This window comes from Nocardia sp. NBC_01730 (genome assembly GCF_035920445.1).
In the GTDB taxonomy this organism is placed as follows: domain Bacteria; phylum Actinomycetota; class Actinomycetes; order Mycobacteriales; family Mycobacteriaceae; genus Nocardia.
In genome coordinates this window covers 3,171,337-3,186,945 of the sequence record NZ_CP109162.1, presented here as the reverse complement: position 1 = coordinate 3,186,945, position 15,609 = coordinate 3,171,337, and the positions used below count along the sequence as shown (strand labels likewise).

Below are 15,609 nucleotides of genomic sequence, written 5' to 3'. Positions count from 1 at the left end.
CCTTATCGAAACCCGCTGGTAAGGCAGGACACCGTGGTCGTCGCCGAACAGGCCTTGCCCATGGGCGGCCTGGGTCGCGTCCGGTGCCCGCCCACGCCTCGATCAGTTCGCTGCCCTGCTCAGCAAGCCAGTCCCGCGGTGTACTCACCGGTTCGAGGTGGTTGTCGCGGGGAAGGCCCGGATATGGAGAACCAGGAGCGGTGGCCTGCTACCACGGATTCCGCGGTACGACATCACTGCCATGTCCTACAATCGGCGCCTCGATTTCGGCGTCCTCGCGCGTACGGGCGCGACCCGGACCGTCGCGCGCCACCTGGATGAAGCGCTCATCGAACTGAAGCCATAGCGACAGTTCCTCCGGAACCCGATTCGCACTGGTTCGATGGTTCGCCAGGCATAAACTGGGAAGGCAGCGCGGCAGCACTGCGGCGCCTAACACAGACAAGCCGATGGCCGACCAGGACCCATTCGTGACGCAGAGTGACCGGCCTCCGGATATCGATATGGATCTGGAGGGCACGGGCCTCACTGGCCCATGGGAAGTCGGCCGGGGTGGTTTCGGTGTGGTCTACTGCTGTAAGCAGCGGGCGCTGAACCGTAGCGTCGCGGTCAAGGTCCTGCTTGCCACGGCGGCTCTGGAGCCGGACAACGTCGAACGATTCCTGCGCGAGCAGCAGGTGATGGGGGCACTGTCGGGTCATCCCCATATCGTGCCTATCCTGCAGGTCGGTACCACCCGTAGCGGACGCCCGTATCTAGTGATGCCGTATCACTCCCGCGGCTCGCTGGAGAACCGCATTCGCCACGAGGGACGCCTGCCGCTCGACGACGCGATCCGGGTCACGATCAAATTGGCCGGCGCCCTCGAGACGGCACATCGCGCCGGGATTCTGCACCGTGATATCAAGCCGGGCAACGTGCTGCTCACCGACTATGGCGAGCCACAGCTCACCGACTTCGGGATCGCCCGCATCGAAGGCGGTTTCGAGACCACCACCGGTGTGATCACGGGTTCACCCGCGTTCACCGCCCCTGAGGTGCTGCGATCCGGCGGCCTGTCGGTAGCTTCCGACCTGTACGGACTCGGTGCCACCTTGTTCTGCATGATCACCGGGCACGCCGCGTTCGAACGCCGCTCCGGCGAGCAGGTGGTCGCACAATTCCTGCGGATCGCCGCCGAGCCGCTGCCGGACCTGCGGCCCGACGGCATCCCTGAGGACCTCTGCGCCGCCCTCGAGGCAGGCATGTCGCACGAACCGGCGGACCGGCCGACCTCTGCCGCCGAGTTCGGTGAGTTGCTGCGCGATATCCAGGGGGCTCACGGTATGCCGGTGCAGGACATAACGGTGCCCACCGACGACCACGGCGACCTGACGTCGTCTGTGGAGAACATCGACACACCGCGATCGGTTCCTACCGGCCGGTCACCGTCATTTCGGCGGACGACGACGCCATCCACCCCCGAGACCAGGTTCCGCCCGGCCATGTCGGACCGGGCGCTGGTGCATCGCGGCCGACTGATCGACCGATTGCGGAGTGCTCACCGGCCGCGACTGACTGTCATCCACGCTCCCGCCGGGTTCGGCAAGAGCACACTGGCCGCGCAATGGGCCAGCTACCTTGCCGAGGAGCAGCAGGTGGCGGTCGCGTGGCTGAACACCGACCACGACGACAACAACGCTGTCTGGTTCCTCTCACACCTGATCGACGCGATCCACCGGGCACGCCCGACCTTGGCACCCCAACTGGGCCGGATACTCGAAGAGCAAGGTTCGGAGGCCATCCGCTATGTGCTCACCACGCTGATCAACGACATCCACGAGCACCACGAACGAGTCGCGGTAGTCATCGACGATTGGCATCGGATCACCGATCCCGCCGCCACTGCCGCCCTGCGATTCCTGCTGGAGAACGGCTGTCACCATCTGCAGATCATTGTTACCAGCAGATCAGCAGAAGGACTACCGCTGGCCACCATGCGGGTTCACAACGAACTTGTCGAAATAGACTCCACCGCCTTGCGTTTCAACGCTCCCGAAGCGAGTTCGTTCCTGGTCGAGTTGGGTGGTCTCACCTTGGGCGACGGCGAGGTTACCGAACTCCGGGACAGTACCGAAGGGTGGATCGCGGCACTGCAACTCTCCTTGCTGTCGCTGCGCGGGCACCACGATCCCGCGACCTTGATCAGCCACATGTCTGGACGTCATCACGCCATCGCCGAATACCTCGCCGAGAACGTGCTCGACACCGTGGATCCACCACTGCTGGACTTCCTCCTGAAAACATCACTCCCCGAACGGCTCTGCGGCAACCTGGCTACAGCGTTGACCGGGAAGCGGCACGGGCAGGCGCTGCTGGAGAATATCGAGCGGCAAAATCTGTTCCTGCGCCGTATCGACGACGACGGCGAATGGTTCCGCTACCACCACTTGTTCGTGCAATTCCTCCGCCAGCGGCTCTCCCGTGACCACCCCGAGCGGGTTGACGAACTGCACCGCACCGCCGCCACCTGGTTCGGCGACAACGGTATGCTCAGCGAGGCCGTCGATCACGCCCTCGCCTGCGGCGACGAAGAACACGCAGTGGATCTCGTCGAGGAACGGGCGATGGACCACCTTGCGCATGCCCAATCCGCGACGCTGATCGGTCTGGTCGCGAAACTTCCCTCGTCCCTCGTCGCGACCCGTCCTCGACTGCAAATCGCGCTCTCCTGGGCATACATGATGCTGCGCCAGCCCGCCGAGCTGTATACAGCACTGCGGCTCGCGCGCACATCTCTCGAGGGGTTCGACTCCGATCTCGCCGCCGAGGCGGCCCTCATCGAAAGCGCCGCGTGCGCAATGAGCGACCGTCTCGAGGGCTTGGACTCCGTGGTGGCCGATTGTGTGTTCCGAACCGACACACTGAGTCCGTGGGCACTGAGTGTTTTGGCAAACGTCGGAGGGTTTCTGGCCTTATCCCGTTTCGAGTTCGATCAAGTAAGTACGTGGCATGACTGGGCCGCGCCTTACGAGCAGCAGATCAGCGGAATGAACAGCCACGCCGTGGTAGGCATCGCGGCCTGGGAACAGCTCGACGTCTCGGCCGCCGAGCAAAACTTCCGTAAGGCCCGCCAGCCTGCCACTGGATCCTCCAGCAACCAGTCATATGTGGCGCGATACGGTGGTGCACTGCTCTGCGAGCTGCTCTACGAACGCGATCAGCTCGACGCGGCCGAGCAACTGCTGGACGAGATCAGCGAGCTCGGCATCGAAGGCGGCACGGTGGACTTCATGATGGCCACCTATACGATCGATGCCCGGATCAAGGCGCTGCGCGGCGATCTCGATGCCGCGGCGCGATGCCTGGACGAAGGTGCCCAGATCGCCCAGACGCTTGCCCTGCCGCGACTCGCCGCTCGCATCACCAACGAGCAGGTCCGCCTCGGCCTCACGACCGTAACCTCGGCCCTCGAAGTACCGGCAATGGGTGAAAACGGTATCGCGATCCAGACCGCCGAGCTGAACGAGGATTCCGTAATCCGCACGCTGCTCCGCGACCGAACCACCAGCCAGACCGCCACCGCCTGCGCACGCGCCACGCAGTTGCGTAATTCCATCAACGCCGCCCGTCGACCACGAGCAGCACTACAGGCACAACTGCTGCTCGCGTCCTGCCTTGCGGCGGCCGGACAGACCGTTGAGGCCAAGAAGGCACTCGTGCCGGTCGTGGCGATCTGCGCCGACACCGGCCTGATCCGGCTACTGCGCGACGAAGGCCCCTGGATCACCTCTCTGGTCCGCGCCCTGGAACACGATCTCTGCGAAGGCCAGTGGCACGACAGCTGGCCGAGGATTCCACACGCTTTCCTGACAATGGTGCTGGACGACCCGCAGCGACATCCTCCGGCTGCACTCGAACTGGAGGATGCCGACCAGCGGTAGTTGTTGTTGGTCAGATTCGCTGAGCGAGCAGCGTATGTTCTGGTTCCGCACCGTCCGCCACAGCGGCCACTCCTCCCCGGATCCGTGCTGGAGCCGACGTCCCGGTTCTGCGACGAACGATGGCACCTCGGCCCCGCCTTCCTGCAACGACAACAACGGGCGCTCATGTTGAGCTCGACACGATCCCTAGTTGTTGCGGGGTCGGACGTTCGTGACGCTAGCGGTGGCGGATTGACGTGTCGGGCGCGTTGATCGCGAGCATCAGGCAGTCAACCCGCGTAGCGCGAGTTCAACCTGATCTTGGACGTCAAGAAGGTCGGGCGGTCCCCGACGGTGGCGGCTGGCGCATCCACGGCCGCGACAGCGATCAGGCCAAGGCCGCGGACAGGGCGAAGTCAGCGGCGCGAAGCGCGGCTACGTCTACCTGTACTCCATCGTCGACGGGTTCTCCCGGCTCGCTTACACCGAACCCCTGGCCGATGAGAAGGGCGCCACCGCCGCCGCGTTCCTGACCCGATCGAAGGTGTGGTTTGCCGCCCACGGCATCAACCACATCCACCGGGATCGTCACAGACAACGGCGCCTGTTACCGATCAGGATACTTCGCGCGCATCGTCGGCAATCGGACCCGACATCAGAAGACCAAGCCCTACACGGAGCGTCACAACGGGAAAGTGGAGCGCTATCAGCGCATCCTGGCCGAAGATTTCCTCAATGTCCAGCCCCCTACACCTAGTCACTATCGCCTGGTCGCCAAAAACTCTGCTAGGCAATCTATCCGGGGAGCTTCCTGCCGGAGAATCCCCGTCCAGTACTCTCGACGATCCGGGGCGTGTTCATCGGCCTGAAGCACAGCTGAGCTGGTCGGAATTCTGCACACCACCACCGGGTCGGCTTGGTCACCCGCTGCTCGCGGAGCTGATCGGGGCCGGGCTGCAGGACTACCAACGGCACCCTCTCGCGAAATTTCCGTCCCCGGCGCGGTCAGGTACTTCTGGCGACACCGGCTGAATCGACGTTGTCGTCGACAACGCTGGAATCCTCCGTGACAAAGTGCTCTGGAAGCTGACCGACGACTGGGAGCGCGTTCTGGCCGTTCATGCGGGCGGCACGTTCCGACTCACCCGCGCGCGCATTTCCGGATAAGGATTCGGCCGCGTCGTAAATGTCACCTCCTATCTCGGACTGCACGGCAACACCGGCCAGGCGAACTACGCCACTGCCATGACGTGAGCTGGTCCTGTCGCTCCAGCCGCGTCAGTTGTCCGACCGACAGGGCCGCGACGAGCAGGCATAGGGGAACCAACCCGAATGCCGCACGAATCCCGAGCAGATCCGCGAGGGCGCCGAGGAGGAAAGGCGCGGCCCCCAAGCCGAATGCGATGCCGTAGGAGTTGCGGGACATGGCGACTTCGGGTTGCTGATTCGACGTCCGCATGGTGAGGGCCACGCCGAGCGGGAAGTGCAACGACATACCAAACCCACAGCAGATGAGGCCGGCTATGGCGACTTCGGGTTCGGCCGTGGACCAGAACACGGCAAATCCCGCCGCCGCGATCGCCAGTGCGGCGAACATCGACGGTACGGTGAGGACCCGCGCCACCACCCACCCTCCCGCGAGCCGCCCGACCAGCATGCCGCCGAGTACAGCGGAAACTCCGATGGCAGCCGTGTCCGCAGCCATTCCGGTGTGCTCTCGGAGTTGCTCAGGCGACCACAGCATCAGGCCGGCCTCAACGGACATGGTGGCCAGCAGGCAAGTCCACGCCAGCCAGTATCGCGGTGGCAAGCCCCCGCTCTCCGAATGTCGTTGATCGGGAATTATGCGGATCTGTGCAGTCGACTGTCGGTGGGTCAGCGTGGTTGCCGCGGCGAGCACACCGGCGAGAACGATCGAAAGGCTCATCCCGACACGCCAGTTCAGTCCGGCATCCACCGCGACGTTGATGAGCAAGGGGGAGATGATCCCCATGCCGGCACTGGCTGCGTTGGCTTCGCTGATCGCTGCTCCGGAGGTTGTTCCGTGGTGGTCGGAGAGTCCGGTCGACACTCCACTGAGCACGAGGATGCCGAAGGTCATAGCGACTGTGGCAGCGACAAGCGTGCCGGCCACCGACGGCACCAGGCAGAACATGGCCACGCCGGAGGCCAGTCCGCCCAGGGCGATCGACAGAACGACAGCCAGGGGCAACCGCCGCGTCAAGTGCGGGAACAGTGCGCCGCCGATCACTGCGCCGACCGCCAGCGCCGGTCCGTATAGGCCGGCGACAGTACGGCTTACATCCGCCTCCTGCCTGAAGAGGAGTACGGAGGGGCCGAATCCGAACTGGAAGTATCCGAAAGCGCCTTGCTGCGCATAGTGCAGCCAGGTGACGCGATCGCGCACAAGGCGTGTCATCGAGTGTCGACGGTCTCGAGATGTTCGGAGCGGGCGATCCGTAATTGCAGTGCGCTATCAGTGCTGACTGAGTCGCTGCTCAATGATTCCAAGTTCGCGTGCCGTTGACAAGAAAAGGCGTTTGTGCCGGTGATCGGCGTGATCAAGCCTGCTGGTGGCTGCACGGGGAGTGCAACTGCCAGATCGGGCAGAAGTACTCGCTGAAATGGGCAAACGTTTTCGGTAGCTGTCGATGGTCTTTGTGCCATAACCCGGCGCGGAACTTTCCCAACCCGATACTGCCGGACGATAGTCGAGATACCCGACCTGAAGCGCTGCAGCAGCTGGTGAGCCGACGAAAGACCACACCGCCGAATTCGGAAACGTCGCACCCTTTTCCAACCTTCCGGCCCTGAAATCGCTCAACCCGACAATGACAAGTCTCGGGCGATCGGAAGGTGCCACACATCGGCCCATGCTCAGGGGCCTACCTACGACGACTACCTACAAGCAGTCCCGAGCCTTAAGGGAAGGTTACGGATTATGGGGATTGGGATCAGGAAGTTGCGGTCTTGTCGCCTATTCCGATATCAAGACCGAGTGAGCGTCACGATGCATGACGGGGCGGTCCGGAGATTCGAGAATGGAGATTCCGTATGAAGAAGACCTTGCTGACGGGCCTGTCGGCCCTCTCGGTTGCATTGGGTGCCGGTGCTGTGCTTGCTCCGTCCGCGACGGCAGCCGAGTTCAGCGTTCCGGTAACGAAGGACGGGTCATGGTTCAAGGTGGCACCCTACGCAAATGCGAAAAAAGTGTATAGCGAGTTCAACAAGGGTGACAAGGCTATCTTCAAGTGCTATGTCATGAACGAGCACGGAAATAAGTGGTACGAGGACGCCCTTGGCAACTACATCTACAGCGGTAATGTCGCTGCCCCGAAGGATGTCCCCGGGTGCTGACCAGGTGAGCCGCTTGCCGCTCGTGTCGCCTGGCCAGCCTGATCTGACCACCATCCAGACCGAGATCACGGGGCCAGGTCACTGGCAGCTGAATGAGGCATGGGTCGCGGCCCGGCCGCCCTCAACAACCACCCGATCCAGCACCTCCGGCGGAAAGGTCCCCGTCAACAGCCCTAGTGGGTGGGTACGGGTGCCAACCAGCATATTGAGAACACCGATGGGAAGAGCTGTGCACAATCCCCCTCCGCAGTACCCCGGCTACCGGCAGGAGCCGCCTGCGCAGTACTACCCGCCTACACCGCCGGTCCCGGCTGGGAAGCCGAAGGGCGGCAAGACCAGCGGGCTGCTGTTAATGATTCTGGGTGTGTTTCCCGTACTGCTCGGCTGCGGGGTGATGGTCAAGGCGATCATCAACGGCCAGCAGGTGACGACCAACAACGCCTTCGCCGCGGTCGCCTGGCACAACCTGACCAGCGATCAGATCTTCCCCGACTATCTCACCGACATCTCGATCGGCGACCACCTGCAGGGCTGGTCCCGGCAGAGCATCGCGAACGAGACTAGCTGCGCGGAGGCCTTCAGCCGGGACTTTGCCGCGAAACTGGCCGGCGCTGGGTGCAAAACCGCGCTGCGCGCGACCTATGTGGACATGGGCGGGACCATGGCCGCAACTCTCGGTGTGGCGGTGGTGGACTCCTACCAGGCCGCCGACGCCGTGAACCAGGAGTTCAACTGGTCCGCGGGCACGGGGCCGCTGGTCTACCCGGTCGCTGTGCCGAACACACCGGCCGCGTCCTGGAACAAGGACCTGGCCATGGCAGGTGGCGCGGCGGCCATCGGGCTGTCGACTACGTCGCCGCCCTATCTCGCGGCGATCAGCGTCGGCCCAGTGGACAACTCGCGCTCCTGGACCTCCCTACCCGGCCAGTGGTCCAGCGACGCGAGATCGCAGAAGCGAATCTTCCAGGACGTGTCGAACCAGGTCATCGCGGCCTACGCTCGGTCGACGATGCTGACGGGAGACCAGAAGTGAAGTGCCATCTCGTGATCGCCGTGTTGGTGACGGCGTCGTCGCTGGCCCTCGGTTCCCCAGTCGCTTCGGCCGAGCAGAACGGCTGGGAGCTGCCCGCTCTTTCGGTGCCCGCCGCACAGGCGATCAGCAAAGGCGACGGAATCACGGTCGCGGTGCTGGACAGCGGAATCCGCATCGGACATCCCGTATTGCAGGGCCGCGCGACCGAGGGCCCGGACTTCCTGAGCGCGGAGGGCGACAAGTCCCAACCGTGGTACGGAGGCCACGGCACTGCGATGGCCTCCAGTGTGCTCGACGTCGCGCCCGACGCGAAGGTGCTGGGCCTGCGCGTGCTCCGCGACAACGACGATCCGAGTTTCCAGACCTGGCTGCAGACGATGCAGGCTAAAAATCCGTCGGGCAACGCCCGCCCGGTGAGCAAAGCTATCCGGTATGCCGCAGACAACGGCGCCCAGGTAATCTCCATGTCCTTGGGTTCGCGGATCAGCCTGGGTGCCTACGGTAGCGACGAGATGCGCGCCATCCACTACGCGCTGGGCAAGGGTGTGGTGGTGATCGCCTCCGGCGGTAATGAGGGCGATGAGGACAATCAGGTGGCCTACCCGGCAGCCTATCCAGGGGTCATTGCGGTGGCCGCCTCGAAGCCGGACGGCTCGCGGGCAGAGTTCTCTTCCGTGCACGACTACGTGGACGTGGCCGCGCCCGGCGTTGGCATCAACGGAGCCGACTCCACCACGACCGGGCGCACGCCGGGCAACGGGACTTCACCGGCGGCGGCGCTCACCGCCGGTGTCGCGGCACTGATCCTGGCCAAGTACCCCAAGCTCGCGCCGCGCCAAGTGGAGCAACTCCTGGAACACACCGCCTCCACCTACGGTCAGGGCTACAACCCGTTGACCGGTTACGGTGTGATCAACGCAGAGGCGGCCCTGCGGGCCGCCGTGAGCCTGCAGCCGGAAAGTCCGGCGCTCGCGATCGGCAAGGAAGGGACCGGTATCCACTTCGGACCGGGAGACGACGGTACACGGCAGAAGGTGCAGTACGGCCTGGATTCCAGCTATGTCACGTTTGCCGCCATCCTTGCCGCGCCGGGACTGCTTATGCTGATCGGAGGATGGCTGCTGCTGCGACGTGGGCAGCGTGCCGAACGGCGGTGGCCGGCCGGCGCCCGCTGACCGCCAGCTGTTCCACCAGCACAAAAGCTGAACCTCGGTGGTCAAGCGATCGCTGGGGATGGTGGATAGCCGATCAGGTCGACACCGCCCCCTCTTGAGACACAGGAGATATTGTCAAGATCTGCGCGGTGTTGAAAATGAGCCGGCTGGTCAGCTCGGTTCCGCGTGGGCGCGATACGGCCACCACTGGAAACACATTGGGGCGGAAACAGTCTGGCCCGTGGCATCACGCAACGACCCCTCGACGACGATCCGGTTCGCAACTGGAACAGCCGCCGGTCCGAACTGGTGCAACGCCTGCTCGCCGAGGCCTGCGAACGATGCGGCTCCACCCACAAGGTCGAGGTCCACCACATGAGAGCGTTGAAGGACCTCAACCCGAAAGTGATGTTGGCGAGTCCCCGATATCGAGTCCGCCTGAGGTGCCCGGTTCCCTCCGGACAGTGACCACTCGTAGGGTGGTTACGGGAAGTGAGAGGGAAACTGTTCGTGGCTCATCAGAGGAGAAAGTACTCGCCCGAGTATAAGGACGAGGCGGTGAAGATCGTGCTCGGGAATCCGGGCCGGTCCGTCGCGTCGGTCGCGCGGGATCTCGGAATCCATGAAGCAACCTTGGGTAATTGGGTGGCGCTGTATCGGAAGAGGTATCCGGTCGAAGAGGAACCGCTGACGATATCCGAGCGTGCCCGGTTGCGCGAGCTGGAGCGGGAGAACCGAGAGTTGCGCATGAAAGCGGAATTCTTAGAAAAAGCGGCCGCCTTCTTCGCGACCCGCCAGCAGTGAAATATGAATTCATCGCAGAGATGGACGCGAAGAAGGCGTATCCTGTTGCCTTCATGTGCAAGAATTTGATTGTATCCAGATCGGGATTCTATGAATGGTTGTCTCGCCCGGTGTCGGAAACCGAAAAATGGCGTGAGGAGTTGAAGTTGATGATCGCCGCGATCTTCGACGACAGCCATGGCACTTACGGTCACCGCCGCATCCACGCCGTGCTCACCGCCTCGGGCCACCACGTCGACGACGACACCGTTCGCAAGCTCATGCGGGAGGTGGGCCTGGTTCCCTGCCAGCCGAAACCGTGGCGTCCGTCCACCACCGAGGCCGATACCGGCCACCGCATCGGCGACCTCGTGCAGCGTGACGTCACCGCCGAGTCGCCGGGTGAGAAGTTCGTCTCCGATATCACTTATATTCCGACACGGGAGGGCTGGCTCTATTTGGCGACCGTGATCGATTGCTGTACGAAAATGGTGGCCGGCTGGGCGATGGCCGATCACTACCGCACGCCGTTGATCGAGGCGTCCCTCGACATGGCCGCCACTCGTGTGGATATCCTCTCGAGAGCGATCTTCCACAGCGACCGCGGTTCAAATTACACCAGATACGAGTTCGGCAAGAAGTTGACGAAGATGGATATGCGCCAATCCGTAGGCCGCACGGGAGTATGTTGGGACAACTCGATGGCGGAATCGTTCTTCGGCACGCTCAAGAACGAATGGTTGCATCGCATGAAGTTCGCCTCCCGCGACCAGGCCCGCCGCGCGGTTGTGGAATACATCGAAACATTCTATAATCGAAAACGTCTCCACTCGGGACTCGGCTACAAGACTCCATTGCAGGTCCACGCCGATTACCTGAACCGGCAGGCAGCAGCATAAAATATGCCTTTCAGGCAGCTGTCCGGAATCCGCCGGTCCCCTCAGCCCGGTAGTAGAGCCGGGTTGTATTCGATCCAGGTTCAGTTGATGTCGCAGGCCACGGGGTGGTGGGTGTGGCCGCAGCGGGCAGCATACTCGGCCGGCGTCAGATATTGAGCCGAAACTATGTCATTTCCTCCAGGGTCGTGTAGCGGACGTGTGGGGCGTGGAAGTAGCCGCGCACGATGTCGGGTTGCCGCTGGCGGCGGTGCGGGAACCGGCGGGTTTCGCGGGCGAGGTCGTTGCGGGAGCGGGCGCGGGCGGGGTGGACGTGTCGTTTGATGTCGGCGTTGAGGATCTCGTCGGGGTTGAGCTCGGGACTGTAGCCGGGCATCAGGTGCAGCTCGATGCGGTGGGCGTTGGCGGCCAGCCATGCGGTCACCGCCTTGCTGCGATGCACCGGGTGCCGGTCGGCAATGACATGGACCTTGCGGCCGGCCTGGCGGGCGAGCCGGTCGAGAAAGGTGATGAACACCTTCGCGGTGAAGCGGCCGGTGAACACCGAGAACCACAGTGCGCCACGAAAAGCGATGGCGGACATGATGTTGACGCGCAGGCGTTTGCCGTTCACATGCACCACCGGTGTGCTGCCCTTCGGCGCCCAGCTACGCCCTGGAGGGGCGGTGTCGCTGCGCAGCCCGCACTGATCGGTCCAGGCCACCACCGCGTTCTCGCTGCGGACGCGAGCGACGATGGCGGGGTACTCGGTATCCAGCCAGGCCCGCACCTTATCGGGTTTCTGCTGGTAGGCCCGCCGCGCCGGGCGTTGCGGAGTGAACCCGTGGCGGCGCAGCCATTTGCCCACACCCTGCTCGGTCATGACGACCCCGACGACCATGCGGATCAGCTCGGCGACCAGGGCGCGGGTCCACAACGGGCCGCCGATCAACAACTCCTCGGGGGTGTAGTCGGCCATCGCGGCGAACAACACCGCCCGGTCCTCGGCGCTGATCAGCTCGTCTCGGCCGGTACGAGATTTCACCGGCGCGGCAAGCGCTTCCCGACCCCCAGCCTGGTACCTACGCCACCACGTACCCACCGAACGCCGCGAGACACCGAACACCTCGGCAGCCTCGCCGTAGCTGCGTACCCGTTCCGACTCCAGCGCGGCCACCACCCGCAGCCGCACCACCTCCTGCGCAGCGGGTGACAACCGCCGCAGGTCCTGATCACTCACGCATCCTCAACGAGCAAGGCAATCAAGAAGTTTCAGTTCAATACATCTAACGACACGTCATCAGTGGTTCACTCACGTTCGCCTTCTCAGCCCATACCTGCCGCATCTTGTGCGGCTTTTCCCACGACGCTCACCACCACGACTCATTCACCGCAGCAGCTCGGGGCGGTTTGGTACCTGCACCTGCATGCCGATACCGAAGGACCTTCCTTCATCTCCACAACAGCACGGCATCAACAAGATTCGTGCTTCTACATCACGACCTTCCTCTCACCTTCAGGACACACCAACGCGTTGATGGAGAACTTCTTCTCCACCCTGAAGACCGAACTGGTCTATCGCAACTCGTGGCGTACCCGCGAGGCCGCCGAAAATGCACTGTTCGGCTATATCGACTGTTGGTACAACACCCAGCGTATCCAGAAGTAACTCGGACTCGCCAGAAGCTCACCCTTCGCGTCCGAGCAGGACGAGCACCTCGTCGTGTATACGGCCGTTGGTGAACACGGCCGCGCCGAGGGAGATACTGCGTCCTCCTTGTGGGTCGCTGAACCTTCCCCCCGCTTCCTCGACGATCGGCACGGCAGCGGCAATGTCCCAGGGATCAGCGGTCAGGTGGAGAAAGGCATCCGCAGCTCCAGCGGCGACGAGCATGGCGCCTTGGCATACCCCGGCCCAGTTCGATAGGGGACCGCCGCCGGCGCACTGGGCAATGAGTGTGGTGGCGGCGGCCAATCGCTGCGAAGGAACCCGCGCGGCAATGGGCCACATCGCGGCCGTGGCCTTGTCGAGCGTCTCGGTCTCCGTCACTGCCAGGGCTTCGCGGGGCCCGAGTTGTCCCGCGCGGCAGGTGCTGGTCCATGCACCCGTTGATCGTGACGCCCACCAGCGGCGCTGCAGAGCCGGCGCGGTGATCACGCCCGTGAGCACTTCGCCGTCCTCCTCGACAGCGATCAGGGTGCTCCACTCGGTCTGTCCACCGGAGAAGTTGCTCGTGCCGTCGATCGGATCGACCACCCAACGTCGCGCCGCGTTGCCGCGTCCGCCGAATTCCTCTCCGACAAAGGAGTCCCGCGGACGGGCACTGGCAAGCTGAGTTCGGATGGCTTGCTCGACCGCGTGGTCGGCGGCCGTGACCGGGCTGCCGTCGGCCTTGGATTGCGTCGGCACGCTGCCCGCCGAAAAGTACCGCAAGGAGATGCTGTCGGCCGTGTCAGCCAGTTGATGTCCGAGGGTGAGGTCGTCCATCAGCGTCATACGTTCGGGAGTGTAGATGAGCCCTCCTTGGTTTGATGCCCACCACCGATGGGTGCAAGCTCCTTAGCGGTGACTGTTGATCAGGCAGCGGCCCGGTGGGGTCGGGGTGGACGCGTTGGTGTTCTCGGGTGACGCGGAATGCCCAGAGAGGGCTCCGCTGTCTGCAACCGATCAGGGCCGTCCGAGGGCACGGTGCGTCCAGCCCGCCGTGCGCCAGCGTTCACGGTCGAGGGTGCCGCGTCCGTCGATCACCTTGGGCACAGCGATGTGCCGGCGGAGATCGGCGGGGTCGGCGTCACGGTAGTGGGTCCACTCGGTGAGGTGTAATAGCAGCCCGGCGCCAGTGACGGCGGCAGTCGCGTCGTCGGTGTACTCCAGGTGCGGGAATGCCTTGCGGGCGTTGTCGGTAGCCATCGGATCGTGGACGGTGACTTCGGCGCCGGCCCGGTGCAGCGCATCGGCGACGGCTAGGGCCGGTGAGTCGCGGATATCGTCGGTGTCGGGCTTGAAGGCGGCACCCCAGACGGCGATCCGCTTGCCGATCAAGGTGCCGCCGCACTGCTCGCGAGCGAGGTCGACCATTCGGTCTCGGCGACGGAGGTTGATGGCGTCCACCTCCCGTAGGAACGACACCGCCTGGCCCGCGCCGAGTTCTTCGGCGCGGGCGATGATGCCGCGGACATCCTTGGGCAGGCAGCCGCCGCCGAAGCCAAGGCCAGGCCGCATTCCGCGCGGGCCGATCCGGGTGTCGTAGGCGAGTGCCGCAACGAGCTCGTGCACGTCGGCGCCGGCTGCCTCGCACAGCTCGGCCATGGCGTTGATGAACGAGATCTTCGTGGCGAGGAAGGCGTTGGCGGCGCTCTTGGTGAGCTCGGCCGTCAGCAGATCGGTGACGATCAGCGGGGAGCCGCAGCGCAGGATCTCCGCGTAGACGGCACGGAAGACGGCCTCGCTGGTGGTGTCGCCGGGGGCGAGGCCGAGAACGATTCGGTCAGGGCGGAGGGTATCCGCGACGGCGAAGGACTCGCGCAGAAATTCCGGGCTCCAGGCGAGCTTGATGTTCGCGAAGTCGCGGCTGTGCTCATGGAGGATCTCGCGGAGGATCTTGGTGGTGCCGACGGGGACAGTGGACTTCCCGATGATCAGTGTGTTGTCGGCCAGCCAGGGTGTGAGGCTGCGGACGGCAGCAAACAGGTGGGTGAGGTCGTAGGCGTCGCTGTCCGACTGCTGTGGGGTGCCGACGCCGAGGAAATGCACATCGGCGAAGGCGCCGGCCTCCGCGTAGGAGGCGGTGAAGCGCAGGTTCCCGGTGGTGGTGTGTTTGGTGAGGAGGTCGTCGAGGCCGCGCTCGTGGAATGGGGCCTGGCCCTTGTTGAGGGCGTCGACCTTTTCGGTGTCGGTATCCATCCCGAGGACCTGGTGGCCGAGTTCGGCCATGGCGGCGGCGTGGGTGGCGCCCAGGTATCCGCAGCCGATGATGGTGAGCTTCATGGTGGGGTCCTTCCGAACAGGGGTCGGCCGCCTCCGCCCGCCTCGTGTTCGCAGAGCGGGCGGTCAGGCGGGCCGGGTGGTGAGGTAGCGATGGATGCCGTCGCGGATGAACGGCGGGACCGCCAGCATGTTCAGGTGCTCGCGGTCGAAGAACTGGAGCCTGATGCCCTCGGTGAGCGGCAGAGCTGTCTCATCGCCGTCCCAGGTGGCGGCGAAGAAGGTGATGAGCTGCCCGGAACCGTGCTCGTCCCGGGTCTCGAACAGCTCGCTCAGTTGGTCTACGGACAAGCCGGCTTCTTCGTCGAGCTCGCGGACGATGGCCTGGCGGGGGTTCTCGCCGGGATCGCAGCCTCCGCCGAGGACCGACCAGTAGCCAGGCCAAGTCACATGCGGCAGGTCGTCACGCAGATGCAGGAGGAGCTGGCCGCGCCCGTTGGTGATGATGGCGACGGCCCCGCGCGGGGTGGCGGCGTAGTGAGGGGTGGTGTCCGGTTCCATCCGTGCAACCTATGGCCGG

At 64.3% G+C, this 15,609-nt stretch carries 12 protein-coding genes and 2 pseudogenes; 9 read left to right on the top strand and 5 right to left on the bottom strand.

The genetic code is table 11. The features are described 5' to 3' along the window. Positions 1-470 precede the first annotated feature (470 nt). The 3 genes and pseudogenes from OHB12_RS12305 to OHB12_RS12295 all read left to right on the top strand — a co-directional run. Positions 471-3,923, top strand: coding sequence for a protein kinase domain-containing protein (locus OHB12_RS12305; RefSeq protein WP_327119076.1), 3,453 nt, complete (start codon positions 471-473; stop codon positions 3,921-3,923). A gap of 294 nt (positions 3,924-4,217) precedes the next feature. Continuing rightward, positions 4,218-4,648, top strand: a pseudogene (locus OHB12_RS12300) (IS481 family transposase); the annotation flags it as partial. 286 nt (positions 4,649-4,934) lie between these two features. After that, positions 4,935-5,147, top strand: a pseudogene (locus OHB12_RS12295) (SDR family NAD(P)-dependent oxidoreductase); the annotation flags it as partial. On the opposite strand, the gene OHB12_RS12290 reads toward OHB12_RS12295, so the two are convergent. After that, on the bottom strand, positions 5,092-6,321 hold the full coding sequence (locus OHB12_RS12290) for an MFS transporter (protein ID WP_327119074.1): 1,230 nt from the start codon (positions 6,319-6,321) through the stop codon (positions 5,092-5,094). The pseudogene OHB12_RS12295 and the gene OHB12_RS12290 overlap by 56 nt on opposite strands. A 635-nt stretch (positions 6,322-6,956) precedes the next feature. Between OHB12_RS12290 and OHB12_RS12285 the strand changes: the two genes are divergently transcribed. The 5 genes from OHB12_RS12285 (at position 6,957) to OHB12_RS12270 (ending at position 11,128) form a co-directional block, all read left to right on the top strand. Further along, positions 6,957-7,259, top strand: a complete 303-nt coding sequence (locus OHB12_RS12285) for a hypothetical protein (RefSeq protein ID WP_327119072.1) — start codon at positions 6,957-6,959, stop codon at positions 7,257-7,259. Positions 7,260-7,476: 217 nt separating this feature from the next. Continuing rightward, positions 7,477-8,292, top strand: a complete 816-nt coding sequence (locus tag OHB12_RS12280) for a hypothetical protein (protein WP_327119070.1) — start codon at positions 7,477-7,479, stop codon at positions 8,290-8,292. Beyond that, positions 8,289-9,467 carry a S8 family serine peptidase gene (locus OHB12_RS12275; protein ID WP_327119068.1) on the top strand — a complete coding sequence of 393 codons (1,179 nt, stop codon included), beginning with the start codon at positions 8,289-8,291 and terminating at the stop codon, positions 9,465-9,467. Before OHB12_RS12280 ends, OHB12_RS12275 begins: the two co-directional genes overlap by 4 nt. Before the next feature lie 165 nt (positions 9,468-9,632). Beyond that, positions 9,633-9,914 (top strand): HNH endonuclease, encoded by a 282-nt coding sequence (locus OHB12_RS36275; RefSeq protein WP_442800018.1) that lies wholly within the window; start codon positions 9,633-9,635, stop codon positions 9,912-9,914. Positions 9,915-9,956: 42 nt separating this feature from the next. Next, a protein-coding gene (locus OHB12_RS12270) for an IS3 family transposase (RefSeq protein ID WP_327121046.1) occupies positions 9,957-11,128 on the top strand; the annotation gives its coding sequence in 2 pieces (ribosomal slippage) (positions 9,957-10,212 and positions 10,212-11,128; 1,173 coding nt in all). A gap of 163 nt (positions 11,129-11,291) precedes the next feature. On the opposite strand, the gene OHB12_RS12265 is transcribed toward OHB12_RS12270, so the two are convergent. Continuing rightward, positions 11,292-12,344, bottom strand: coding sequence for an IS630 family transposase (locus OHB12_RS12265; RefSeq protein WP_327119051.1), 1,053 nt, complete (start codon positions 12,342-12,344; stop codon positions 11,292-11,294). A 63-nt stretch (positions 12,345-12,407) separates the two neighbouring features. Between OHB12_RS12265 and OHB12_RS12260 the strand changes: the two genes are divergently transcribed. Further along, positions 12,408-12,773, top strand: coding sequence for an IS3 family transposase (locus OHB12_RS12260; protein ID WP_327119065.1), 366 nt, complete (start codon positions 12,408-12,410; stop codon positions 12,771-12,773). Positions 12,774-12,791: 18 nt separating this feature from the next. Here OHB12_RS12260 and OHB12_RS12255 read toward each other — a convergent pair whose 3' ends face one another. The 3 genes from OHB12_RS12255 to OHB12_RS12245 all read right to left on the bottom strand — a co-directional run bounded on the left by OHB12_RS12255 (position 12,792) and on the right by OHB12_RS12245 (position 15,590). Beyond that, the gene (locus OHB12_RS12255; RefSeq protein WP_327119063.1) at positions 12,792-13,601 is read right to left on the bottom strand and encodes an inositol monophosphatase family protein; all 810 of its coding nucleotides are present in this window, start codon (positions 13,599-13,601) and stop codon (positions 12,792-12,794) included. A 171-nt stretch (positions 13,602-13,772) separates the two neighbouring features. Further along, on the bottom strand, positions 13,773-15,092 hold the full coding sequence (locus tag OHB12_RS12250) for a UDP-glucose dehydrogenase family protein (protein ID WP_327119061.1): 1,320 nt from the start codon (positions 15,090-15,092) through the stop codon (positions 13,773-13,775). A 63-nt stretch (positions 15,093-15,155) separates the two neighbouring features. Further along, positions 15,156-15,590, bottom strand: a complete 435-nt coding sequence (locus OHB12_RS12245; protein ID WP_327119059.1) for an NUDIX domain-containing protein — start codon at positions 15,588-15,590, stop codon at positions 15,156-15,158. Positions 15,591-15,609: the final 19 nt, after the last annotated feature.

Bases quoted from the DNA above. Each gene is read 5' to 3' on its own strand.
- OHB12_RS12285 (WP_327119072.1), top strand. From the start codon at position 6,957: ATGAAGAAGACCTTGCTGACGGGCCTGTCGGCCCTCTCGGTTGCATTG.
- OHB12_RS12290 (WP_327119074.1), bottom strand. From the start codon at position 6,321: ATGACACGCCTTGTGCGCGATCGCGTCACCTGGCTGCACTATGCGCAG.
- OHB12_RS12255 (WP_327119063.1), bottom strand. From the start codon at position 13,601: ATGACGCTGATGGACGACCTCACCCTCGGACATCAACTGGCTGACACG.
- OHB12_RS12280 (WP_327119070.1), top strand. From the start codon at position 7,477: ATGGGAAGAGCTGTGCACAATCCCCCTCCGCAGTACCCCGGCTACCGG.
- OHB12_RS12245 (WP_327119059.1), bottom strand. From the start codon at position 15,590: ATGGAACCGGACACCACCCCTCACTACGCCGCCACCCCGCGCGGGGCC.
- OHB12_RS12250 (WP_327119061.1), bottom strand. From the start codon at position 15,092: ATGAAGCTCACCATCATCGGCTGCGGATACCTGGGCGCCACCCACGCC.